Annotated in this window: 20 protein-coding genes and 4 tRNA genes; 18 read left to right on the forward strand and 6 right to left on the reverse strand. The window is 73.6% G+C overall.

Going from position 1 to position 23134, the window contains the following annotated elements:
- Positions 1-11 precede the first annotated feature (11 nt).
- The 4 genes from O2W20_RS04105 to O2W20_RS04120 all read left to right on the forward strand — a co-directional run bounded on the left by O2W20_RS04105 (position 12) and on the right by O2W20_RS04120 (position 5583).
- Positions 12-1676 (forward strand): NADH-quinone oxidoreductase subunit M, encoded by a 1665-nt coding sequence (locus tag O2W20_RS04105; protein ID WP_269170478.1) that lies wholly within the window; start codon positions 12-14, stop codon positions 1674-1676.
- Positions 1676-3220: an NADH-quinone oxidoreductase subunit NuoN gene (nuoN, locus tag O2W20_RS04110; protein ID WP_269170480.1), complete on the forward strand. Its 1545-nt coding sequence runs from the start codon at positions 1676-1678 to the stop codon at positions 3218-3220. The genes O2W20_RS04105 and nuoN overlap by 1 nt, the downstream gene beginning before the upstream one ends.
- An 82-nt stretch (positions 3221-3302) precedes the next feature.
- Complete coding sequence (locus O2W20_RS04115; RefSeq protein WP_269170481.1) at positions 3303-4379, forward strand: polyprenyl synthetase family protein; 1077 nt, start codon at positions 3303-3305, stop codon at positions 4377-4379.
- Between the two features lie 34 nt (positions 4380-4413).
- On the forward strand, positions 4414-5583 hold the full coding sequence (locus O2W20_RS04120) for a PQQ-dependent sugar dehydrogenase (protein ID WP_269170482.1): 1170 nt from the start codon (positions 4414-4416) through the stop codon (positions 5581-5583).
- On the opposite strand, the gene O2W20_RS04125 is transcribed toward O2W20_RS04120, so the two are convergent.
- Positions 5567-6265: a pyridoxamine 5'-phosphate oxidase family protein gene (locus O2W20_RS04125; protein WP_269170483.1), complete on the reverse strand. Its 699-nt coding sequence runs from the start codon at positions 6263-6265 to the stop codon at positions 5567-5569. The genes O2W20_RS04120 and O2W20_RS04125 overlap by 17 nt on opposite strands.
- Before the next feature lie 93 nt (positions 6266-6358).
- On the opposite strand from O2W20_RS04125, the gene pdxR reads away from it, so the two are divergent.
- A complete protein-coding gene (pdxR, locus tag O2W20_RS04130; RefSeq protein WP_269170484.1) occupies positions 6359-7729 on the forward strand; it encodes a MocR-like pyridoxine biosynthesis transcription factor PdxR in 1371 nt (456 codons plus the stop codon).
- 69 nt (positions 7730-7798) lie between these two features.
- On the opposite strand, the gene O2W20_RS04135 is transcribed toward pdxR, so the two are convergent.
- Both O2W20_RS04135 and O2W20_RS04140 read right to left on the reverse strand, forming a co-directional pair.
- Positions 7799-8923, reverse strand: coding sequence for a 2-oxoacid:ferredoxin oxidoreductase subunit beta (locus O2W20_RS04135; protein WP_269170485.1), 1125 nt, complete (start codon positions 8921-8923; stop codon positions 7799-7801).
- Positions 8920-10893 carry a 2-oxoacid:acceptor oxidoreductase subunit alpha gene (locus O2W20_RS04140; RefSeq protein ID WP_269170487.1) on the reverse strand — a complete coding sequence of 658 codons (1974 nt, stop codon included), beginning with the start codon at positions 10891-10893 and terminating at the stop codon, positions 8920-8922. The genes O2W20_RS04135 and O2W20_RS04140 overlap by 4 nt, the downstream gene beginning before the upstream one ends.
- Before the next feature lie 213 nt (positions 10894-11106).
- Between O2W20_RS04140 and htpX the strand changes: the two genes are divergently transcribed.
- The gene (gene htpX, locus O2W20_RS04145; RefSeq protein WP_269170488.1) at positions 11107-11970 is read left to right on the forward strand and encodes a zinc metalloprotease HtpX; all 864 of its coding nucleotides are present in this window, start codon (positions 11107-11109) and stop codon (positions 11968-11970) included.
- 37 nt (positions 11971-12007) lie between these two features.
- Here htpX and O2W20_RS04150 read toward each other — a convergent pair whose 3' ends face one another.
- Positions 12008-12499 carry a YajQ family cyclic di-GMP-binding protein gene (locus tag O2W20_RS04150; RefSeq protein WP_269170489.1) on the reverse strand — a complete coding sequence of 164 codons (492 nt, stop codon included), beginning with the start codon at positions 12497-12499 and terminating at the stop codon, positions 12008-12010.
- Between the two features lie 89 nt (positions 12500-12588).
- Here O2W20_RS04150 and O2W20_RS04155 point away from each other — a divergent pair.
- Positions 12589-12670, forward strand: a tRNA-Tyr gene (locus O2W20_RS04155).
- A 47-nt stretch (positions 12671-12717) separates the two neighbouring features.
- Here the strand turns inward: O2W20_RS04155 and O2W20_RS04160 are convergent.
- Positions 12718-13155 carry a pilus assembly protein TadG-related protein gene (locus O2W20_RS04160; RefSeq protein WP_269170490.1) on the reverse strand — a complete coding sequence of 146 codons (438 nt, stop codon included), beginning with the start codon at positions 13153-13155 and terminating at the stop codon, positions 12718-12720.
- A gap of 165 nt (positions 13156-13320) precedes the next feature.
- On the opposite strand from O2W20_RS04160, the gene O2W20_RS04165 reads away from it, so the two are divergent.
- From O2W20_RS04165 to O2W20_RS04200, 8 genes are all read left to right on the forward strand, one after another.
- Positions 13321-13602 (forward strand): hypothetical protein, encoded by a 282-nt coding sequence (locus O2W20_RS04165; RefSeq protein ID WP_269170491.1) that lies wholly within the window; start codon positions 13321-13323, stop codon positions 13600-13602.
- Positions 13599-15635, forward strand: coding sequence for a hypothetical protein (locus tag O2W20_RS04170; RefSeq protein ID WP_269170492.1), 2037 nt, complete (start codon positions 13599-13601; stop codon positions 15633-15635). The genes O2W20_RS04165 and O2W20_RS04170 overlap by 4 nt, the downstream gene beginning before the upstream one ends.
- Before the next feature lie 414 nt (positions 15636-16049).
- Positions 16050-18593 (forward strand): bifunctional diguanylate cyclase/phosphodiesterase, encoded by a 2544-nt coding sequence (locus O2W20_RS04175; protein ID WP_269170493.1) that lies wholly within the window; start codon positions 16050-16052, stop codon positions 18591-18593.
- Positions 18594-18695: 102 nt separating this feature from the next.
- Positions 18696-18768: transfer RNA gene (locus O2W20_RS04180), tRNA-Thr, on the forward strand.
- Positions 18769-18826: 58 nt separating this feature from the next.
- Positions 18827-18900 (forward strand) — tRNA-Met (locus O2W20_RS04185).
- A gap of 113 nt (positions 18901-19013) precedes the next feature.
- Positions 19014-19178, forward strand: a complete 165-nt coding sequence (gene rpmG, locus O2W20_RS04190; protein ID WP_014742879.1) for a 50S ribosomal protein L33 — start codon at positions 19014-19016, stop codon at positions 19176-19178.
- Between the two features lie 31 nt (positions 19179-19209).
- Entirely contained in the window at positions 19210-19656 is a 447-nt protein-coding gene (locus O2W20_RS04195) for a MaoC family dehydratase N-terminal domain-containing protein (RefSeq protein ID WP_269170494.1), read from the forward strand.
- A complete protein-coding gene (locus O2W20_RS04200; protein WP_269170495.1) occupies positions 19653-20075 on the forward strand; it encodes a MaoC family dehydratase in 423 nt (140 codons plus the stop codon). Before O2W20_RS04195 ends, O2W20_RS04200 begins: the two co-directional genes overlap by 4 nt.
- 16 nt (positions 20076-20091) lie before the next feature.
- Here the strand turns inward: O2W20_RS04200 and O2W20_RS04205 are convergent, their stop codons facing one another.
- Positions 20092-21345, reverse strand: coding sequence for a pyridoxal phosphate-dependent aminotransferase (locus O2W20_RS04205; protein WP_269170496.1), 1254 nt, complete (start codon positions 21343-21345; stop codon positions 20092-20094).
- A 224-nt stretch (positions 21346-21569) separates the two neighbouring features.
- Here O2W20_RS04205 and O2W20_RS04210 point away from each other — a divergent pair.
- The 3 genes from O2W20_RS04210 (at position 21570) to nusG (ending at position 23110) form a co-directional block, all read left to right on the forward strand.
- A tRNA-Trp gene (locus O2W20_RS04210) sits at positions 21570-21645 on the forward strand.
- 63 nt (positions 21646-21708) lie between these two features.
- Positions 21709-22173, forward strand: a complete 465-nt coding sequence (gene secE / locus O2W20_RS04215) for a preprotein translocase subunit SecE (protein WP_269170497.1) — start codon at positions 21709-21711, stop codon at positions 22171-22173.
- Between the two features lie 40 nt (positions 22174-22213).
- The gene (gene nusG, locus O2W20_RS22745; protein ID WP_269170498.1) at positions 22214-23110 is read left to right on the forward strand and encodes a transcription termination/antitermination protein NusG; all 897 of its coding nucleotides are present in this window, start codon (positions 22214-22216) and stop codon (positions 23108-23110) included.
- Positions 23111-23134 lie beyond the last annotated feature (24 nt).

The following is a 23134-nucleotide window of genomic DNA, read 5'->3' on the forward strand; positions in this document are numbered from 1 at the left end:
GCGGCCCAGCCGTGAGCGACGTCCCCTGGCTGGTCCTGATGATCGCCGTCCCGGCGGTCGGTGCGGCGGTGGTCGCGGCGCTGCCGGCCGCCCGGGAGGCGCTGGCCCGCCAGCTCGCCCTGGCGGTGAGCCTGCTGGTCCTGCTCCTCGCCGTGCTCACCACGATCGCCTTCGACCCCGGTGGTGACCGGTTCCAGCTGACCACCGCGGTGGCCTGGATCCCCGACTTCGGGGTCGAGTTCGCCCTCGGCGTCGACGGGATCGCGCTGTCGATGCTGCTGCTGATCGGCGTGCTGGTGCCGGTCGTCGTCGGCGCCTCGTGGCGGGACACCCCGATGCCCCGGCCGGGCCGCCCGGCGCGGTCGATGACCGCCTTCTGGGCCTGGCTGCTGCTGCTCGAGTCGCTGATGGTCGGGGTCTTCGCCGCCACCGACGTCTTCCTGTTCTACGTCTTCTTCGAGGCCATGCTGGTGCCGATGTACTTCCTGATCGGCAGCTTCGGGGGCCCGAACCGGCAGTACGCCGCGGTGAAGTTCTTCCTGTACAGCCTGCTGGGCGGGCTGGTCATGCTCGCCTCGGTGATCGGGCTGTACGTGGTCAGCAACTCCCAGCTGGGCGAGGGCACCTTCGCCTTCGACGCGCTGCGCCAGCTGGAGATCGACCCGAACGTGCAGAAGCTGCTGTTCGCCGGCTTCTTCCTCGCCTTCGCGATCAAGGCGCCGCTGGTGCCCTTCCACACCTGGCTGCCCGACTCCGGTGCCGAGGCGCCCATCGGCGGCGCCGTGCTCCTGGTGGGCGTGCTCGACAAGGTCGGCACCTTCGGCTTCCTGCGCTACTGCCTGCCGCTGTTCCCCGACGCCTCCCGCGACCTCGCCCCCTGGGTGCTGGTGCTGGCCGTGGCCGGGATCATCTACGCGGCGCTGCTCGCCGTCGGGCAGAGCGACATGAAGCGGCTGGTGTCCTACACCTCGATCGCCCACTTCGGCTTCATCGCGCTGGGCATCTTCGCCTTCACCACCGAGGCGGCCACCGGCGCGGTGCTGTACATGGTCAACCACGGCATCGCGACCGGCCTGCTGTTCATCGTCGTCGGCATGGTCATCGCCCGCGGCGGCTCCCGGCAGATCCGCGACTACGGCGGGCTGGCGGCCAAGGCGCCGCTGCTGGCCGGGGTCTTCCTGCTCGCCGGGCTGGCGTCGCTGGCGCTGCCGGGCACCAACAGCTTCGTCAGCGAGTTCCTCGTGCTCATCGGGGCGTTCCCGACCCGCCCGGTCTTCACGATCATCGCCACCGTCGGCATCGTGCTGGCCGCCCTCTACGTGCTGCTGATGTACCAGCGGGTGATGCACGGACCGCCGCGCGGCGTGCTGCTGGTCGACGAGGACGACGCCGGGGACGGCGAGACCCTGCGGCCGGCCTCCGGCACGGGGGGCGCGACCGCGGTGCTGGAGGCCCCGGCGCGGGCGCGGGTGCTGGCGGTCCGCGACCTCTCTCGCCGGGAGATCGCCGTCGTCACGCCGCTGGTCGCCCTGATCCTGGTGCTCGGGGTGTACCCGCAGCCGCTGATCGACCTGGTCAGCCCGGCGGTCGAGGCGACCATGACCGACATCGGCGTCGACCCCGGGGGCAGCACGCCGGCTGCACCGGGCAGCACCGGGACCGGGGGGACCGACTGATGGGCGCCATCGAGGCACCGGACCTGTCGTACGCGGCGCTCGCGCCGCTGCTGTTCGTCTTCGGTGCTGCGTGCACCGGCGTCCTGGTCGAGGCGTTCGTCCCCCGGGCGGTGCGCCACCCCGTGCAGGTGGCGATCGCCCTGGTCGGCACGATCGGGGCCCTCGTCGCCACGCTGCTGCTGGCCGGCACCGAGGAGATCACCGCCGCCGGGGCGCTGGCCGTCGACGGACCGGCCCTGTTCCTGCAGGGGACGATCGCCGTCCTGGGGGCGCTGTCGGTGCTGCTGTTCAGCGAGCGCGCCCTGGACCCGGCCCGTTCCGCGTTCGTCGCCGCCGCCGCGGTGCCGGCCGGCAGCGTCCGGGACCGGGAGCTGGCCACCTCCGAGCGGGTGCAGACCGAGATCTACCCGCTGGCCACCTTCGCCATCGGCGGCATGATGCTGTTCACCGCCGCCAACGACCTGCTGATCATGTTCGTGGCGCTCGAGGTGCTCAGCCTGCCGCTGTACCTGCTGTGCGGGCTCGCCCGCCGCCGGCGGCTGCTGTCCCAGGAGGCGGCGGTCAAGTACTTCCTGCTCGGTGCCTTCGCCTCGGCGTTCTTCCTGTACGGGCTCGCCCTCGTCTACGGGGCCACCGGCAGCGTGCGGCTGTCCGACGTCCGGGTGGCCGTGGTCACCGAGGGCGGGAGCGCCCTCATGGTGCTCGGACTCGGCCTGCTCGTCGTCGGGTTGATGTTCAAGGCCAGCGTCGCGCCGTTCCACAGCTGGACCCCGGACGTCTACCAGGGCGCACCCACGGCGGTGACCGCCTTCATGGCCGCGGCCACCAAGGTCGCCGCCTTCGGGGCGGTGCTGCGGCTGCTCTACGTCGCCTTCGGCACCGCCGACTGGACCTGGCGCCCGCTCATCTACGCCCTGGCGATCGTCTCCATGGTCGTCGGCGCGGTGCTCGGACTGACCCAGACCGACGTCAAGCGGATGCTGGCCTACTCCTCGATCGCCCACGCCGGCTTCCTGCTCACCGGGGTCATCGGCCTCGGCCCGGACGGCACCGGCTACGGGCTGGCCGCGACGATGTTCTACCTGCTGGCCTACGGCCTCACCACGCTCGGCGCGTTCGGGCTGCTCACCCTCGTCCGGGACGGCGACGGCGAGGCCACGCACCTCTCCCAGTGGGCCGGCCTGGCCCAGCGCTCCCCACTCGTGGCCGCCCTGATGAGCTTCTTCCTGCTGGCCCTCGCCGGGATCCCGCTCACCAGCGGGTTCACCGGCAAGTTCGCCGTCTTCCGGGCCGCGATCGAGGTCGGGGCCTGGCCGCTGGTCGTCACCGCCCTGGTCGCGAGCGCGATCGCGGCGTTCTTCTACCTGCGGGTGATCGTGCTCATGTACTTCTCCGACCCGGCGCCCGACGGCCCCACGGTCGGCGTCCCCGGACTGCCGACGACGATCGTGCTGGCGGTCACCGCGGCGGCCACGCTGGTGCTCGGCGTCCTGCCGGGGTCGGTGCTGGACCTGGCCGAGGCGGCGGCGGTGTTCGTCGGCTGATCGGGACCGGTGGACCGGGGCGGTGGAGGTGGAGCGGGCCGGTGGGCCGAGGGCTGTGGACGACGGCTATCTTCGTCGGTTGATGACCGGAGCCGGCACCACCAACCCCCAGGGCGGCGGACTCGACCCCCAGCGCGAGGGCCCGACCTGGCACCGGCCCGCCCGCCCGGCCTCGACGATCGGCCCCTGGCTGCCCGACGGCGAGCTGGGGGTGGCCCTGTCCGACGGGCTCGCGCGGGTGGAGGCCCGGTTGGCCTCCTCGGTCACCAGCGAGCACGCGTTCGTGAACGAGGTCGCCGGGCACCTCATGGCTGCCGGCGGCAAGCGGTTCCGCCCGGTGCTGGCCCTGCTCGCCGCCCAGCTCGGCGACGCGGACGCCCCCGAGGTCGTCGACGCCGCCGTCGTCTGCGAGCTGACCCACCTGGCCACGCTGTACCACGACGACGTGATGGACGAGGCCTCCGTCCGCCGCGGCGCCCCCAGCGCCAACAGCCGCTGGACCAACAGCGTCGCCATCCTGACCGGCGACTTCCTCTTCGCCCGGGCGTCGGACCTGCTGGCCGACCTCGGCCCGGAGGCGGTCCGGGTGCAGGCGCAGACCTTCGAGCGGCTGGTCACCGGCCAGCTCCGGGAGACCGTGGGCGCCCGGCCGGGCGAGGACGCCGTCGCCCACCACCTCGGGGTGCTGGCCGACAAGACCGGGTCGCTGGTCGCCACCTCCGCCCGGTTCGGCGCCTCGTTCGCCGGCGCCGCCCCCGAGCTGGTCACCGCGCTCACCGCGTTCGGCGAGGAGGTCGGGGTGGCCTTCCAGCTCTCCGACGACCTGATCGACATCGTCAGCGAGGGCGGCACGTCGGGGAAGCTGCCCGGCACCGACCTGCGCGAGGGGATCGCCACCCTGCCGGTGCTGTTCGCCCTGGCCGGCGACGACCCGGCCGAGGCCCGGCTCCGCGAGCTGGTGGCCGGCCCGGTCGTCGACGACGCCGAGCACGCCGAGGCGCTCGCCCTGCTGCGCAGCTCGACCTCCCTCGCCCGCGCGACCGCGGTGCTCGGTGAGTACGCCGACCGGGCCCGGAGCCGGTTGTCCGCGGTGCCCGACGGCCCGGTGCGGGAGGCGCTGTCCGGGTTGTGCACCTACGTGGTGACCCGCACCAGCTGAGCCGCACGGCCGGATCGGGGGCATCCTGGGGAGGATGACCCGACGCTCCTGGGTGGCCCTGCCACCGCTCCTGCTGCTCGTCGCATGCGGTGCCACCGACAGCGACGCCGGCGCGGCAGGTCCGGCGCCGGTGTCGGCACCCGCCGGTGCCCCCGAGCTGGACGTCGAGGTGGTCCTCGACGGGCTGGACCACCCCTGGGACGTCGCCCAGGCACCGGACGGCACCCTGCTGGTCGACGAGCGCGCCGGTGGCCTGACCGTGGTGCTGCCCGACGGCGAGGCGCGCCCGCTGGACGCGGACCTCGACGACCTGTTCGCCGAGGGGGAGACCGGCCTGATGGGCCTCGCCCTGGACCCGGCCTTCGCCGACAACCGGCGCTTCTACACCTGCCAGGGTGTGCAGACCGACGCCGGCGCCGAGGTCCAGGTGATCGCCTGGACCGTCGACGAGGCGTGGACGGCCGCCACCCGGGTCGCCGACCCGCTGCTGGGCGGGATCCCCGTCAACTCCGACAGCGGCCGGCACGGCGGCTGCCGGGTCGAGTTCGGCCCGGACGGTGCGCTCTTCGTCGGGACGGGGGACAACGCCCTCGGGACCAACCCCCAGGACCTCGGCTCGCTCGCCGGCAAGGTCCTCCGGATCGACCCGCAGACCGGCGAGGCGCTTCCCGGCAACCCGTTCACCGACGACGCCGACGCCGCCGACCGGATCTGGACCTACGGGCACCGCAACGTGCAGGGCCTGGCCGTGCGGCCGGACTCCGACCAGGTGTACTCGGTGGAGCACGGGCCCGACCGGGACGACGAGGTGAACCTGCTCCAGCCGGGCGCCGACTTCGGCTGGGACCCGGTCGGGTCGGGGACGTACGACGAGAGCGTGCCGATGACCGCTCCCGGCGACGTGCCGGCGGTGTGGTCCTCCGGCGAACCCACCATCGCGCCGTCCGGGGCGACGTTCCTCGACGGCGCGGAGTGGGGCGACTACGACGGGCTGCTGCTCATCGGCGTGCAGAAGGACACCGGCGTCCTCGCGCTGCGGCTCACCGAGGACGGCGAGCTGGTCGAGTCCTTCCGGCTGCCCGAGCTCGAGGACACCTACGGCCGCATCCGCACCCCCGAGCAGGGGCAGGACGGCGCGCTGTACGTGACCACCGACAACGGCGACGGCGAGGACCAGGTGCTCCGGGTCACCCCGGCGAGCTGAGCGACCGGTCCCGTACCCGCGCCGGCACCGGGACGCCGGCCGGGAGCAGCGGGTCGGGCACCGGCTCGCCGAGCACGGTGCGAAGCGGCAGCACCCCGGCCCACACCGGGGACGGGCCGGCATCGGCCGCGAGATCCCGTTCGTCGTCCCCGGGTGGGCCGGAGCGCACCTTCAGGCTCGCCTCGGTGAGGTCCAGTGACAGGACGGCGGTGGCGGCCAGCTCCCGGCGGTCCGGCTGCCTGGTCGCCGTCCAGGAGCCCGGTGCCAGCTGCTCGGTCAGGGCTGCCAGGGCGCGGAGCCGTTCCGCGGGGTCGGTGACCAGCTGCGCGATGCCGTGCACCACCGCGCAGCGGTAGTTCATCGAGTGGTGGAACGACGAGCGCGCGTAGACGACCCCGTCCAGGTGGGTGACGGTGAAGGCCACCGGCTGGCCGGTCGCGGCCACCCGCAGCGTGGCCGCCCCGGTGGAGCCGTGCAGGTACAGGGTGTCGTCCACCCGGCCGTACCCGGTGGGCAGCACCACCGGTGCGCCGTCGAGCACGACCCCCAGGTGACCGACGAGCCCGGCGTCGAGCACGGCGTAGAGCTCGGCGCGGTCGGTGCGGGCCCGCCGGGCTCCCCGGCGGACGGTGCTGCGGGCGGTGGGGGAGAGCGGGAGCTGGTCGGCGGGTGCGCTGGTCACCGGACCATCGTGCGGGCACGAGTGGCCTCTTCGAAGGGCCATTCCCCTACGATCTGGGCAGGCCACTCCCGGATGGCCCCGAGGGGAGTGCCCATGGTCGACGTGCCGCCGCTGCCGCTGGACCGCACCTCCCGGGTGCCGTTGTCGGTGCAGCTGGCCGACGCCCTGCGCACGGTCACCGCCCAGGGCAGCCTGCGGGCCGGGGACCGGCTGCCCTCCACCCGGCAGCTGGCGACCGTGCTGGCGGTCAGTCGCACCGTCACCGCCGCGGCCTACGACCAGCTGCTGGCCGAGGGGTGGGTCCAGGGCCGGCGGGGCGCGGGCACCTTCGTGGTCGGCGCGCCCAGCGCGCCCGTACCGGCCCCCGCCACCCCGACCACCGTCCGCAGCCCCGCCCCGGCGGCGGTCGACCTGCGGGCGGGCACGCCCTGCCTGGAGGTGCTCGACCGGGCCGCCTGGCGCCGGGCGTGGCGGGCGGCCGGCGACGAGGAGCCCGACGGGTGGCCGGACCCGGCCGGTGCGCCGGGCTACCGGGCCGCGGTGGTCGAGCACCTGCTCCGCCACCGCGGGCTGCCGGCCGCGGCCGAGGACGTGCTGGCCACCGCGGGCACCTCCGCCGCCGTCGGCGAGGTGGCCCGGCTGCTGCCCGCCGGGTCCCGCGTCGGGGTCGAGGACCCGGGCTACCAGCGCGCCGTCGGCGCACTCCGCGACGCACAGGTGGAGGTCGTCGCGCTGCCGGTGGACGCCGACGGACTGGTCGTCACCGAGGTGCCCCGGGGGCTGGCGGCGGTCTACTGCACGCCGGCCCACCAGTGGCCGCTGGGCGCCCGGCTGGCCGCGTCCCGGCGGACGGCGCTGGTGGCCCGGGCCCGGGCCGAGGGCTTCTGGGTGCTCGAGGACGACTACGACGGCGAGCTGCGCTACGACGTCGCGCCGCTGCCCCTGCTCGCCGCGCTCGCCCCGGACGTCGTGGTGCACCTGGGCACCACGAGCAAGGTGCTCAGCCCGACCCTGGGCGTCGGCTGGCTGGTCGCCCCACCCGCGCTGCGGGAGGGCCTGCTCGCCCGCCGGACGGCGACCGGCACCCGCCCCGCCCGGGCCGGGCAGCGGGTGGTGGCTGCCCTGGCCGCCTCCGGTGACCTGTCCCGGCACCTGCGCCGGCTGCGGCGGGAGCTGCACGCCCGCCGCGACGAGGTGCTGGCCGCCGTCGCCGCCGCGGGTCGGGGCACCCTGGGCGACGCGGCGGGGGCGCACGTCGTCGTCCCGCTGCCGGATCTGGCGACCGAGGCGGCGGTGCTCGCCGCCGCCGCGGCGCGCGGCCTCGCCCTGGACCCGCTGTCCCGGCACTCACTGGACCCGGCAGCCGCTCAGGCGGGGGTGGTGCTGGGCTGGGCGGCGCCGACCCGCGCCGAGCTCACCCGGGCGCTGCCGGAGCTGACCAGGGTGCTGCTGCGAGGCGGCTGAACGACACCGGACCCGCCCCCCGGTGAGGGAGACGGGTCCGCTGCGGGTCTGATCCGGAGGATCAGGACGTCACTGCACGGTCCAGCTGTCGCCGCCGGCGAGCAGGGCGTCGAGGTCGGCGGGCTCCTGGGCCGCGGCGTCCTCGAGCTGGTCGGCCATCATCCGGTCGTAGGTGGGCTTGGCCACCGACCGGAAGACGCCCATCGGGCTGTACCGCAGGTCCTGGGTGGACAGTCGGGACAGCGCGAAGGCGTACGACGGGTCGTCGCGGTGCGCGTCGTGCACCACGATCTGGCTGGCGTCGACCTGGTTGGTCTCGGCGATCCGCAGGCCCCCGAAGTCGTCCCGGACGACGCAGGAGGCGCCACCTGGGCCGAAGACCAGCGGCTCGCCGTGCACCAGCGGGATCGTCCACATCGGGCCGGTGTTCGGGTCCTTGAGCAGCTCGAACGCGCCGTCGTTGAAGATGTTGCAGTTCTGGTAGATCTCCACCAGCGACGTGCCCTGGTGCTCGGCGGCCTGCCGCAGGACGTCGGTGAGCCCCTTGCGGTCGGAGTCCATCGCCCGGCCGACGAAGGTCGCGTCCGCGCCCAGCGCCAGGCTCACCGGGTTGAACGGGTGGTCCAGCGAGCCCATCGGGGTGGACTTGGTGACCTTCCCGACCTCCGAGGTCGGCGAGTACTGGCCCTTGGTCAGCCCGTAGATCCGGTTGTTGAACAGCAGGATCGTCAGGTTCACGTTGCGGCGCAGGGTGTGGATCAGGTGGTTGCCGCCGATGGACAGCGCGTCGCCGTCCCCGGTGACGACCCACACCGACAGGTCCGGGCGGGAGGCCGCCAGGCCGGTCGCGATGGCCGGGGCGCGGCCGTGGATCGAGTGCATCCCGTAGGTGTTCATGTAGTACGGGAAGCGCGAGGAGCACCCGATGCCGGACACGATGACCATGTCCTCGCGGGCGATGCCGAGGCTGGGCAGGAAGCTCTGGACCGCGTTGAGGATGACGTAGTCACCGCACCCGGGGCACCAGCGCACCTCCTGGTCGGTCTTGAGGTCCTTGGCCTTCAGGACCGTCTGCTTCTCACCGTGCGCGGCGACGGAGGCGTCGATGGCACCGGAGATCGTGGTGACGTCCGGGCCGCCGGCGGGCATGCCGAGGTCGTGCACGTGCGCGTTCGTGGACTCGATGGCGGTCACAGAGCCGCTCCCGTCTGTGCAGGGGTGTCGGAGCCGGTGTCCAGGGTGGCCACCGTCCCGGTGGTCCCGTCGATGACGTCCTGGAACACGGCCGCCAGCTCCGCGGCGCGGAACGGCAGCCCGCGCACCTGGGTGTGGCTGTGCACGTCGACCAGGTACTTGGCCCGCAGGATCATGGCCAGCTGACCGAGGTTCATCTCGGGGCAGACCACCCGGTCGTACCGGGCGAGGATCTCGCCCAGGTCGGCCGGCAGCGGGTTGAGGTGGCGCAGGTGCACCTGGGCGATCGGGCGGCCCGAGGCGCGGATCCGACGGCAGGCCGCGCCGATCGGCCCGTACGTGGAGCCCCAACCGATGACCGCGACCCGGGCATTCCCGTCGGGGTCGTCGACCTCGGTCGCCGGGATCGAGGCGGCGATGCCGTCGATCTTGGCCTGCCGGGTGCGGACCATGAAGTCGTGGTTGTCTGCGTCGTAGGAGATGTTGCCGGTCTTGTCGGCCTTCTCCAGCCCACCGATCCGGTGCTGCAGCCCCGCCGTCCCCGGCACCGCCCACGGCCGGGCCAGGGTCTCCGGGTCACGCAGGTAGGGCAGGAACTCGCCGTCCTCGCCGTTGGGCTCGGTCGCGAACTCCGTCCGCAGGTCGGGGAGCTCGTCGGTGGCCGGGATCGACCACGGCTCGGCGCCGTTGGCGAGGTAGCCGTCGGACAGCAGGATCACCGGCGTCCGGTAGGTCAGCGCGATCCGCGCGGCCTCCAGCGTGGCGTCGAAGCAGTCGCCGGGGGACCGGGGGGCGATGACCGGCACCGGGGCCTCGCCGTTGCGGCCGTAGAGGGCCTGCAGCAGGTCCGACTGCTCGGTCTTGGTGGGCAGCCCGGTGGAGGGGCCGCCGCGCTGCACGTCGACGATGAGCAACGGCAGCTCGGTCATCACGGCCAGGCCGATGGTCTCGGCCTTGAGCGCCACACCCGGGCCGGACGTCGTCGTGACGCCCAACGCCCCGCCGAAGGAGGCGCCCAGCGCCGCGCCGATGCCGGCGATCTCGTCCTCGGCCTGGAAGGTGCGCACGCCGAAGGCCTTGTGCTTGGACAGCTCGTGCAGGATGTCGCTGGCCGGGGTGATCGGGTACGCGCCGAGGAACACCGGCAGGCCCGAGCGCTGCCCGGCGGCGACCAGGCCGTAGGAGAGCGCCTGGTTGCCGGAGATGTGCCGGTACTTGCCCGGGGCCATCGGAGCCGGCTTGACCTCGTAGGAGACCGCGAAGGCCTCGGTCGTCTCGCCGTAGTTGAACCCGGCCCGGAAGGCGGCGATGTTCGCTGCGGCGATCTGCGGCTTGCGACGGAACTGCCGCTCCAGGAAGCGGATCGTGCCCTCGGTGGGCCGGTGGTACATCCAGGAGAGCAGGCCGAGGGTGAACATGTTCTTGCTGCGCTCGGCCTCCTTCTTGCCCAGGCCGGAGTCCGCGAGCGCGTCGGTGGTCATGGAGGTCAGTGGCACGCTCACCAGCTGCCACTTCTCCAGGGAGCCGTCCTCGAGCGGGTTGCTGGCGTAGCCCACCTTGGCCAGGTTCCGCGGGGTGAACTCGTCGGAGTCGGCGATGAGCAGGCCACCGCCGGGGAGGTCCACGAGGTTGGCCTTGAGCGCGGCCGGGTTCATCACGACCAGCACGTCGGGCGCGTCGCCCGGGGTCATGATGTCGTGGTCGGCGAAGTGCAGCTGGAAGCTGCTGACCCCGGGGAGGGTGCCCGTCGGCGCCCGGATCTCGGCGGGGAAGTTCGGCAGCGTCGAGAGGTCGTTGCCGAACGAGGCCGTCTCACTGGTGAAGCGCCCACCCGTGAGCTGCATCCCGTCGCCGGAGTCCCCGGCGAGCCGGATGACGACGCGATCGAGCTCGACGACGCTCTTCACCAGTCCGCCGGGGGCGGAGCTGTGGGCGGCAGCGTCGATGGCGGGGTCCACGGCGGGGTGCATGCCAGGGGCAACACCGTTCGCGGTGGGGCTGATTCCGGGGTTGGTGCCAGTCATGTGTGAGGTACCTCCGACCCGCCAGGCTACGTGCGCGGCGCGCCGCACGACCGGCTCGGGCGTCGACGTGAGGCAAGCCACACAGGGTGGGCTCACCTCACCGGGCTGAGCCCGGGGTGCCGGGGGAACGGGGATCGGGCCGGGGGCGTTCTACCGCTCGTGCAACGCTGGAACAACGGACTGAAGACGGCTGTGCTCCTCGGCCTGATGGCCGGGGTCATCCTGCTGGTCGGCAGCTTCTTCGGTCGCGGTGGGCTGCTGATCGCCCTGGTCGTGGCGCTGGGCGTCAACGGCTGGGCGTACTTCAACTCCGACAAGCTGGCGCTGCGGGCCATGCGCGCCTTCCCGGTGACCGAGACGCAGGCCCCGCAGCTCTACGCGATCGTGCGCGAGCTCGCGACCGAGGCCCGCCAGCCCATGCCCCGGCTGTACGTGAGCCCCACGGACCAGCCCAACGCGTTCGCCACCGGCCGCAACCCGCGCAACGCCGCCGTCTGCTGCACCCAGGGGATCCTGGAGCTGCTGGACCGCCGGGAGCTGCGCGGGGTGCTCGCCCACGAGCTGTCGCACGTCTACAACCGCGACATCCTGATCAGCTCGGTCGCCGGCGCGATGGCCACGGTGATCACCTACCTGGCGCACATGGCGATGTTCGCCTCGCTGTTCGGTGGCCGGTCCGAGGACCGGCAGGGCGGCGGGCTGGGCGGCCTGCTGCTGGTCTTCCTCGGCCCGGTCGCCGCCGGCCTGGTCCAGATGGCGGTCAGCCGCAGCCGCGAGTACCAGGCCGACGCCTCCGGCGCCCGGCTCAGCTCCGACCCGCTGGCGCTGGCCAGTGCCCTCTCCAAGCTCGACCGCGGGGTGGCCGCCCGGCCGCTGCCGCAGGACGACCGGCTGGTCACCCAGAGCCACCTGATGATCGCCAACCCGTTCCGCGGCCAGGGCATGGCGTCGATGTTCGCCACCCACCCGCCGATGGCCGAGCGCATCGCCCGGCTCCAGCAGATGGCCCGGGAACTGGGCTGACGGCCCCCTCGCCGCGGCGCGGGGGCCGTCCCTCAGCTCACCTGTAGTTGTCGAACTGCAGCGCGATCTCGAAGTCCTTGCTCTTCAGCAGCTGCTGGACCGCCTGCAGGTCGTCGCGCTTCTTGCCGCTGACCCGGAGCTGGTCGCCCTGGATCTGCGCCTGCACGCCCTTGGGGCCCTCGTCGCGGATGGCCTTGGCGATCTCCTTGGCCTTGTCCGAGGCGATCCCCTGCTGGATCCGGGCGGAGATCCTGTAGACCTTCCCCGAGGACTGCGGCTCGTCGGCGTCCAGCGCCTTCATCGAGATGCCCCGCTTGACCAGCTTCTCCCTGAACACCTCGAGCGCCGCGGCCACCCGCTCCTCGGTGTCGGCCTGCAGGGCCACCGCCTCCTCGCCGGCCCAGGCGATGGTGGCGTTGACGCCGCGGAAGTCGAACCGCTGCGACAGCTCCTTGCCCGCCTGGTTCAGGGCGTTGTCGACCTCCTGCCGGTCGACCTTGCTCACCACGTCGAAGGACGCATCGGCCATGTCGGTTCCTCCTCAGTGGGGACGACGCGCCGCCGGGGACCCGGCGAGGGCGTCGTCCCCCGTCTTGTAAGCTCTCCCGGTACCACCACGGCGGGTTGCCCGAGTGGCCAATGGGAGCGGACTGTAAATCCGTCGGCTTAGCCTACGAAGGTTCGAATCCTTCACCCGCCACACCTGGTACGGCGGCCCCCGACCACGCGGTCGGGGGCCGTCCTCGTTCAGGCGGTCGGTGCCCGGGCGCTGGCCACGGCGGTGCGCTCCAGTGGCTCGCCGGCCAGGAAGAGCCAGCCGAAGGCGATCGGGACCGACCGGCTGCACCGCACGGTCACCTCGGCCCCGTCGGTCGCCGCCGACCACGAGTCGAGGGCCACGCCGGCATCGCCGAGCTGGTCGGCCACCGCCGCCTCGGCCGCGGCGCGCGTCAACGGCAGCTCGGTGCCCACCCCGCGGGTGTAGACGGCGGCCTCGTCGGCCTGGTTCGCCGCCGCCAGCGCCGCACCGTCGCAGATCGACTGGACCTCCTGCTGTTCCAGGAAGGCGTCGGAGGCGGCGATCGCCCCGAACGCCATCAGCGCGCCCACCAACCAGCAGACCAGCACGAAGGGCAGCGTCGACCCGGCCTCGGGATCGCCTCGCTCGGGCCGTCCGGTTCGCACGCGGGCAGCGTAGAGGTCGCCCGCCACGGTGCTCCGCCGTCGTCCACCGGTTGTGGACAGAGCCTGTGGACGGTGTGGACGACGGCGCCCCACCCGGCCTGTGACGCCACCGGCCCTGTGGACGACGGCGGCGGTGGACACCGCCCGGCCGCGAGACTGCCCGGCATGGTCATCGAGGTGGTCCCGGCACGGCTGTACGCGCTGGCCGGGGTGCTGGACGCCGCAGCGGCCCGTGCCGGCCAGATCGGCGCGGCCGGCGACGGGCCGGGGGTGGGTGGGCCGCTCGGCCCGGTCGTGGCCGGGTTCGGCGAGACGGTGGCGGCCGCCGGTGGTTGCCTGGTGGGCGAGCTCGCCTGGCTGCGCGGCGCCGTGACGACGGCAGCCGGTTCCTGGCAGCAGGTGGACGCCGGGCTGCTGCCCGGGCGTGGCACGGCGGTGCCCCGGTGAGCGGGCTGCTCCCCACACCGATGGGGCTCCCCGACCCGCCGGGCTCCCCGGCTGCCCTGGGGGACGTCCTCGACCAGCTCGCCTCGGCCGGCTTCGCGGCGGGGACGACGGTCCACCTGCTGGGTGCGGCGACCGTCGACTCCGGCTGGCAGGGAGCCGATGCGGCGGCGCTGACCGCCGAGGTCGCCACGGCACGGACGGTGGCCGGGGAGCTGCACGGTGCGCTGGCGACGGCGGCCGCCCGGCTCGGTGACCACCGCGAGCTCTGGCTGGCAGTCCTCACCCGGATCGCGGACCTGCGAGCCGATCAGCGCGAGCAGTTCGCGAGGGCCGGGTCCCGACTCGCCGTGCTGGTGGGGCCGGCGTGGGACGGCGGTGTCCCCGGTCCGGGCCGGGACGAGGCCGCCGACCTCAGCGCCGCGGTCGCTGCCGACGACGTCGACCGGGCCGCCGAGCACCGGGCACTGCTGGACGACCTGGCCGCCGACGCCACGGCCGTCGCCGCGGTGCTCGCCGCGGTCGCCGCGCCACTGGGCGGGGCCGCCCGCCTCGGGGACGCCGCAGGGGTCACCGCCTGGCTCGCGGGGCGGATGCCGGGGTGGGGGGACGGCGCGTTCGCCGCGCTGGGGAGGGAGGCGGCGGCGGACCTCCTCCGGCCGGGCACGGCCCAGCGGCTCGATGCTGCGGCCGCCCGCTGGTCCGGCCACGCGGCGAGCCCTGCCTTCGCAGCTGCCGTGGCCGCGCGGCTCGGCGCCGAGGGCCTCCGCTGGCTGCTCACCGTGCTGGGCGAGGGGGATGGCTCCGTCGACGCGCTGGCCGACCTGCTGGCGGGAACGCTCGGCTCGGTGGCCGGTGGGGCGGCCTCGGGGAGCCCGGCCCGTCGCGCCCTGGGCGACCTGCGGCTGCCGCCGGCGGACCCCGACGGCGCGGTCGACGTGCTGGCGGTCGGGATGGGCACGGTGCTGGGCGCCCTGGCGGGCCGGCGTGGGGCCGGAGTCTCCGCCCTCGCTGCGTCCTGGGGGCGCCAGTTCCTGGCGCGGGAGGCGGCGCAGGGAGCTGGCGCGGCCGCCCGGGTGCGCCCGACGGCCGCCGACCCCGTGGAGACGGCGCTGACCGTGCTGCGCCGTGCCGGCGACGCAGGTCCGGCGGGCGAGCTGCTCGCCGACCCGGCTGTCTGGACGACGCTGCTGAGCCGGCCCTGGCCGGGCGGGACGGAGGACCTGGCTGCGGTCGTCACCCTCGCCGCGGCCGGCCCGGGTGCGGCGGCGGGCGGGGCGGCGCTCCAGTCGCTGGGCCGGGGAGTGGCGCCGGACTCACCGGACAAGGTGCTGGTCGACCAGGAGACTCTCGCCGGGATCGGCGCGGAGGTGAGCCGACTGGTGGCCGGACAGGTCGGTGTCGTGCTGCCGGTGCTGGAGGCGGCCGTGCGCGACGGCGGCCCGGAGGGTCGCCTCGATGCGTCGACCGACGCCGCGCTGCGCGGGCTGGCGCTCCTGTTCGCCGACGAGGCCCGGAGCGAGCCGGTGGTGACCGCTGTGCACGCCGCCCTGGCGGCCGTGGACGCACCTGCGTCGTCGTCGGCGGAGCTCGTCGGTGCCACCGTGGCGGTCCAGGAGCACGGGCAGCGGCTCAGGTACGGGCTCGCGTACAGCCAGGAGCACGAGGCGGCCGTCGACCGCCAGCTGCTGTGGACGCTCGGGGTGACCGTGCCCAGCTTCTTCCTCCGCGGGCCCCGGGGAGACCCGCTCAGTGCTGGCTTGGACCTGGCAGCGATCGCGGTCGGCGCGGACGGCGAGGTGCGGATGGGGCCGGACACCGGCCGGGTCCGCACGGCCGAGGACGCGCAGCGGGACGCCGTCGAGCTCCTGGGGGAGGAGACGCCGGTCCCCGGCGCGGTCGGGGCAGCCGCGCGGACCGGCTTCGCACAGGTGGCCGCCGTGCTGGGCTCGCTGGGGCCCCCGGAGCCCTCGCTGTGGGATCGGCTCGACGACCCGCCCCGCGCAGAGCTCCCGGAACCCCGTCCACCACGCTGACACCGGTTCAGCGACACCCCAACGTGACTCTGGGCAGATCGCTCGTCACGCACAGTGGCGACACAACGAAGATCATTAGCCCAGTCGTGTCTAATCTTGCGCGTGTGGGTGACCCGCTGCAGTCTCTTCATTGCGGTCTGTGCCGGACGACGCTCTGCCCCCGCGTGGGCGGCTGCCGCGATCCCCGAGCCCACTCATGCCCTCAGGAGACGTCATGTCTGCACGGACCATCCAGCCGAAGTCCACCGCCATCCGCGCCCCGTGGAAGTCGGGTCGGCCGTGGAAGTGGGGTCGCTGACCGGACGCCGCCTGGTTCGAGGTGCCCTACATCGGGTGACCTCGGCTGAGCGAGTTCCTCGCAGGGCGCCTGTCCGCTGTTAGGTTCTGGCGACCGATCCCAGAACAGACAGGGTCATGTTGGCCGAGTCCGCGGTTCCTCTGCAGCAGGGGATCCCCCTCCTCAAGCGCCCCTGGGCGATCGCCGTCCTGGCGATCGTCGTGGCAGGGCTGCTGGCCTCGACGACCCTGCGAGACGGCTGGACGCTGTCCGCGCCACTGGTCCTCGTGGGGCTCGTCCTCGCTTTCGCCCTCGGCGAACTCGTGCAACTGGACCTCGAGTTCCGCAGGCAGACCATCTCTGCCTCGCCGACCGAGGTGGTCATCGTCTTCGGTCTCGTCGAGATCGGTGGGCCCTGGACCGCCACCGCGTTCCTGGTGGGAACTGTCCTCGCGATGCGCTGGCAGGGGTATCCCGCCGCCAAACTGGTCTTCAACGCGGCTCTCGCCGTGGCCGAGATCGCCGGCGCGGTGGCGGTGCTGGACCTCTTCCGGCCGCTCGACGTGGAACGGCCCTCGTCCTGGCTGGCACTGATCGCTGCCGTCTTCGTCGTCTGGCTGATCAGCGTGATCGGGGTCGGAGCTGCGATCAGCTTGGCCGACGGCTTCCCCGGATGGCGCTTCTGGTTGAGCGCCCTGCCCAACGCGGCCATCGGGCCGCTCAGCGTCGTCGTCGCGGTGATCGCCCTCCTGCTCACCCGTCGGACGCCGTGGGCCTGGGTGCTCATCGTGCCGTTGCTGCTGGCGATCTTCGTCCTGTTCCGACAGTCCTTCCGGGTCTCCCGTGAACGGCGGACGGTCCAGCGGGTCTACGACTTCGCCCGGCGGGTGGAGCTGGTGTCCGCCGACGAGGCCGGCACCCGGGAGATCGTCCGGGCCGTTCGTGAGCTCCTCAACGCCGACCGTGTGGCGCTGTGGCTGCCTCCGTACCTGGACGAGGGGCCGCAGCTGGTCGTCGATGCGGCCGACCGGGACCTGGCCTGGTACGACGGACCAGGCGACCCCGACGACCTGGTCCGGGCGCGCGCCGTCGTCCCGGGCGCCGATGGTCCCGTCTTCGTCTCCTTCGGTCGGGCCGACGACGCGGAGCGGGCAGCGCTCCTCCGCCGTGGTGCACGCGAGGTGCTCGGCGCGCCCGTGACCACCGCAGCCGGTGAGCCGGGATACCTGGAGGTGTGCGACCGGCAGGGGGACATCGTCTCCTTCGCCGACGGAGACCGCAGTGCGCTGGAGTCGATGCTGACCCACGTCAACGCCGCCATCCGCCAGCAGCAGCTGCTCAGCCAGATCCGGCACGACGGCGACCACGACCGGCTGACCGGGCTGCCCAACCGGCAGCGGCTGGGCGGGGAGATCGACGCACTGCTGCTGGCCGAGCCGGCGACCGCCCGTGCCGGGCTGGTGCTCGCGGCCCTGGACGGCTACACCGACGTCACCGACACCCTCGGGCACGGCGCCAGCGACGAACTGCTCCTGGTCACCGCCGGGCTGCTCCGCGAGCACGCGCCGCCGCAGGCCGTCGTCGCGCGGATGGAGGGCGGCCAGTTCGCCGTCCTGCTGCCCGGCCTGTCCCTGGCCGCCACCGAGCGGGCCGCCCGCCGGCTGCGGGAGGCCGCCTCCACCCGCGCCCGGGTCGCCGGGCTCGACCTGGAGGTCGCGCTGACCATCGGGGTGGCCGCGGCGCCGGTCCACGGATCGGAGTCCGGCACGCTGATCCAGCGGGCGGACGTCGCGCTGCTCGCGGCACAGGGCTCCGGGGGAGTGGCGACCTATCACCCCGTCCTGGACCAGCAGAGCCTGCGCCGCCTGCAGCTGGGTGCCGAGCTGGAGACCGCGATCGCCGACGGGCAGATCTCGGTGGTCTTCCAGCCCATCGTGGACACCCGCACCGCCGACATCGTCTCGGTGGAGACGCTCGTGCGGTGGGCCCACCCGCGCTACGGGGACATCTCGCCGGACGACTTCATCAGCCTGGCCGAGCAGATCGGCCGGATCGGCCTGCTCACCGACCACGTGCTGGACAAGGCGCTGGACCGCTGCCGGCGGTGGCTGGACCAGGACATCGCGCTGTCGGTCGCGGTCAACCTCTCCGCCCACTGCCTCGCCGAGCCGGACATCGTCGACCGGGTCCGTCGCGCGCTGCGCCGCCACGGTGTCCCGGGTGAGCTGCTGACCCTCGAGCTCACCGAGGGCAGCGTCGTCGACGACACGGTGCGCAACAGCACCGTGCTGGCCGACCTGCACGCGTTGGGCCTGCGGCTCTCCATGGACGACTTCGGCACCGGCTACTCCTCGCTGTCCCAGCTGCGGCTGCTGCCGATCGACGAGCTGAAGATCGACAAGTCCTTCGTGCTGGGCATGTCGACGAGCTCGAACGAGTCCTTCATCGCCCGGTCGATCGTCGAACTGGCGCACAACCTCGGGCTCCGCGTGGTCGCCGAGGGGGTCGAGGACGAGATGACCCGGGACCTGCTGACCCAGATGGGCTGCGACAAGCTGCAGGGCTTCCTCGTCAGCCGGCCGTTGCCCGAGGACCGACTGGAGGGCTGGCTGCTGGCCCGCACCGGCGTCCGTGCCGCCGCGCCGGGGGCCACCCACCGGCGACTGTTCGTCCGTACCTGAGAAAGGACCTCCCTGCCCCCCACCGCTCGCAGGCTCGCGGCGGGCCCCTGCAGGGAGGCCGAAGGGCATCAGGTACAGTTCTGCACGGCTCTTCGGAGCAACGCCCCTTTAGCTCAGTCGGCAGAGCGTCTCCATGGTAAGGAGAAGGTCTACGGTTCGATTCCGTAAAGGGGCTCGTACGATCGAATGCCCGACCGCCGGTCCAGTCGGAAGACCGGGCCGCACGGTCGCCTGGCGGTGTAGCTCAGCCTGGTAGAGCAAGCGGCTCATAATCGCTGTGTCACCGGTTCAAGTCCGGTCACCGCTACCCCAGACGGACCCCGGGAACGGGGTCCGTCGTCGTGTTCGGCATCCGCCGGGCGCGGGCACCACCCGACGCGTCGAGGAACTCTCGACCACCGACAAGGCGAGGATGCGCTCATGGCAGCCACCGACGTTCGTCCGAAGATCACCCTGGCTTGCCAGGAGTGCAAGAACCGCAACTACATCACCCGCAAGAACCGGCGGAACGACCCCGACCGGATCGAGCTGAAGAAGTACTGCCCCACCGACCGCAAGCACACGGTCCACCGCGAGACGCGCTGACCGCAGCGGTCGCGAGGAGAGGGCGGGGAGCATGACGCTGGACGCAGGACTGGTCGGGCGCAGCTACCCGCCCTCTGCCGTGTACGAGGTCGGGCGAGAGAAGATCGCGGAGTTCGCCACGGCCCTGGCCGACCCGGACCCGGTCTACCGCGACCCGGCCGCCGCGCGTGCCGCCGGTCACCCCGACGTCATCGCCCCGCCGACCTTCGCCATCGTGCTCTCCCTCGGTGCGGCCGACGTCGTGGTCGAGGACCCGGAGGTCGGGCTCGACTACAGCCGGGTCGTCCACGGCGAGCAGCGGTTCACCCACCACCGCCCGATCCGGGCCGGCGACCGGCTGGTCGCGACCGCCACGATCGACGCGGTGAAGACGGTGGCCGGCAACGACATGCTGACCACCCGGGTGGACCTGGCCACCGAGGACGGCGAGCCGGTCTGCACCACCCGCTCCATGCTCGTCGCCCGGGGCACGGCGTGAGCCCGCGACCGGCCGACGTCGAGGTCGGCGCCGAGCTCCCCGAGCAGACCTCCCGGGTCACCCGCGCCGACCTGGTGCGGTACGCCGGGGCTTCCGGTGACTTCAACGTCATCCACTGGAACGAGCGGGTCGCCCGCGAGGTCGGCCTCCCCGGCGTGATCGCGCACGGGATGCTCACCGCCGGCCTCGCCGTCCGCGCGGTCACCGCCTGGGCCGGCGATCCGGCTGCCGTCGTCGACTACCAGGTGCGCTTCAGCCGGCCGGTGGTGGTGCCGGACGACGAGCTCGGTGCCGAGCTCACCGTGCGCGGCCGGGTCGCCGCGCTCCTCGAGGGCGGCCGGGTGCGCATCGACCTCACCGTGACCAGTGGTGGCGAGAAGGTGCTGTCCCTGGCGCGCGCCGTCGTCGCGCTCGGCTGATCCCGCGCGTGGGGCGTCAGTCGGCGGAGCCCAGCAGCTGCTGCATCCGGCGGACCCCCTCCACCAGGTCGTCGTCCTCCAGGGCGTAGGACAGCCGGAGGTACCCCGGCGTGCCGAAGGCCTCGCCGGGGACGACGGCGACCTGTGCCTGCTCCAGCAGCAGCTCGGCCAGCTCGGCGCTCGTGGTGACGGTGCGGCCGGCGATCGACCGGCCGAGCAGCGCGGTGACCGAGGGGTAGACGTAGAAGGCACCGAGGGGCTCCGGGCAGGCGATCCCGGGGATCTCCCGGAGCATCCCGACCACGGTCCGGCGGCGGCGGTCGAGCGCGGCCCGCAGTTCCGCCACGCTGGACTGGTCGCCGGTCAGCGCGGCCACCGCGGCGGCCTGCGCGATGTTCGAGACGTGGCCGGCCGAGTGCGACTGCAGGGCCGTTGCGCCGGCCACCACGTCCGCCGGCCCGATCAGCCAGCCCACCCGCCAGCCGGTCATCGCGTACGCCTTGGCGACCCCGTTGACGACGACGCACCGCGGCTGGATCTCCGGGACCAGGGCGGGCAGGGACGCCGCCGTCGTCCCGTCGTAGGTCAGGTGCTCGTAGATCTCGTCGGTGACCACCCAGAGGCCGGCCGCCAGTGCCCACCGGCCGATCTCGGCCACCTCCTCGGGCGGGTGGACGGCGCCCGTCGGGTTGGCCGGGGAGTTGAACAGCAGCAGCTTGGTGCGCGGGGTGCGCGCAGCCTCCAACTGCCCGACGGAGACGAGGTAGCCGCTGGCCTCGTCGGCGACCACGGGGACGGGGACGCCACCGGCCAGCCGGATCGCCTCCGGGTAGGTCGTCCAGTGCGGAGTCGGCAGCAGGACCTCGTCGCCGGGGTCCAGCAGCGTCGCCAGCACCTGGGCGACCGCCTGCTTGCCCCCGGCGGTGACCAGGACGTCGGTGGGCCGGGCGGTGAGGCCCGAGTCGCGCAGCGTCTTGGCGACGATCGCCTCCCGGAGCTCCATGAGGCCCTCGACCGGGGTGTACCGGTGCATCGCCGGGTCCCGGGCCGCGCGGACGGCTGCGGCGACGACGTGGTCGGCCGTGGCGTGGTCCGGCTCCCCGGCGGCCAGGTTGACCACCGGCCGCCCGGTCGCCCGCAGCGCCTTGGCGCGGGCGTCTGCGGCCATCGTCGTCGAGGAGGTGAGGGCACCGACCCGCCGGGAGACCCGCCGATCCACCGGTGGCGCCGGCTCGGCGGGATCGGGCCCGGGCGCAGTGGCGGTCGACATGATCCGATCGTGGCAGACGGGCGGGGACGCCCGGCCTGTCCGCTCGCCCCGTCTGAGGGCCCGGGCGGGGGCCTCGCCTCCCGTGTTCGCTGCCCCCCGGGTCGGTCCCGTACACTCGACGACCTGGGGCCTGTGGGACCCCGCCACCGGCGTGCCCCGGAGGCCCTCTTCGGGGGGTCACGTCGAGACTGGGGCCGCGCCGCGACGCGGGCCCGGCGATCCCTAGGGGTGTAGCTCAATTGGCAGAGCAGCGGTCTCCAAAACCGCAGGCTGCAGGTTCAAGTCCTGTCACCCCTGCCACGACCTGACGACCGACCGAGATGAGCCGACCGAAGTGAGCCGGACCGACGTGAGCGAGGCGCTGTGAGCGAGAAGGACGGCGAGCCGAACGGCGAGCAGGTCGACGCCGAGCAGCTCGACGCCGAGACGCCGGGCGTGGATGACGCGGAGGCGCTCGAGGCCGCCGAGGCCGGTGTCGCCGACCAGGCGGAGTCCGACGAGGACAAGGTCGTCGCCACCCCCACCCAGCGCCGGTCCCGGTCCTCCCGCCGTCCGGCCGACCGGACGCCGGACGCCGGACCCACGGGGGAGGGCACCCGCACCCGGGCCGACGCCGAGCGGGCACGCGCCGCGGAGCTGAAGGAGAAGCGGAACCTGGGGCGGTTCCTGCGCGAGGTCGTCGCCGAGCTGCGCAAGGTCATCTGGCCCGGCCGCAAGGAGCTGATCACCTACACCACCGTGGTGATCATCTTCGTGGCCGTCATGGTCGCGATCGTCGCCGGCCTGGACCTCCTCTTCGCCCAGGGCGTGCTCGCCGTCTTCGGCTGACCGTCCGCGCCTGCACCGCACCCGACAAGGAAGAGACCCTGTGACTGACCCCCGCGAGCCCTTCGAGACCGACAGCGCCGTCGAGGGCACCGACCTCGACGACGCGCGTGCGGACGTGCGCGGCAGCGCCGACCTCGAGACGGGCGCCGGCGAGACCGGGTCCGCCGAGGGATCGAGCGACACCGCCGACCAGGACACCAGCACCGATGCCGCCGACGTCGTCCCCGACGTCGAGACCGGGGAGCCGGCCACGCTCGCCGCCGACCCGGCGCCCGAGCCGGCCCCCGACCACGACCTGCCGGTCAGCGAGGCCCTCGAGGCCGCGGCGGCAGAGGACGAGGACCCGGCGGACGCCCTGCGCTCGACGCTGCGCGGGCAGTTCGGCGACTGGTACGTGATCCACTCCTACGCGGGCTACGAGAACAAGGTGAAGACCAACCTCGAGTCCCGGATCACGTCGCTGGACATGGAGGACTACATCTTCCAGATCGAGGTGCCCACCGAGGAGGTCACCGAGATCAAGAACGGCAAGCGGACGCAGGTCAACCGCAAGAAGCTGCCGGGGTACCTGCTGGTCCGGATGGACCTCAACGACGAGTCCTGGGGAGCGGTCCGCAACACCCCGGGCGTCACCGGCTTCGTCGGGGCCACCTCCAAGCCCTCGCCGCTGAGCATCGACGAGGTCGTCAACCTGCTGGTCCCGGCGACGACCGCCAAGCCGGTCTCCGCGACCGAGGCCGCCCCCAGCGCCGGCCCCGCGCCGGAGGTCGAGTTCGAGGTCGGCGAGTCCGTCACCGTCATGGACGGTCCGTTCGCGACGCTGCCGGCGACCATCAACGAGATCAACCCGGAGCAGCAGAAGCTCCAGGTGCTCGTCTCCATCTTCGGCCGCGAGACGCCGGTCGAGCTGTCGTTCACCCAGGTCACCAAGATCTGACCCTGGCACAGGCAGCGCAGCACC

This window comes from Modestobacter sp. VKM Ac-2982 (assembly GCF_026967935.1).
Taxonomy (GTDB): Bacteria; Actinomycetota; Actinomycetes; order Mycobacteriales; family Geodermatophilaceae; genus Modestobacter.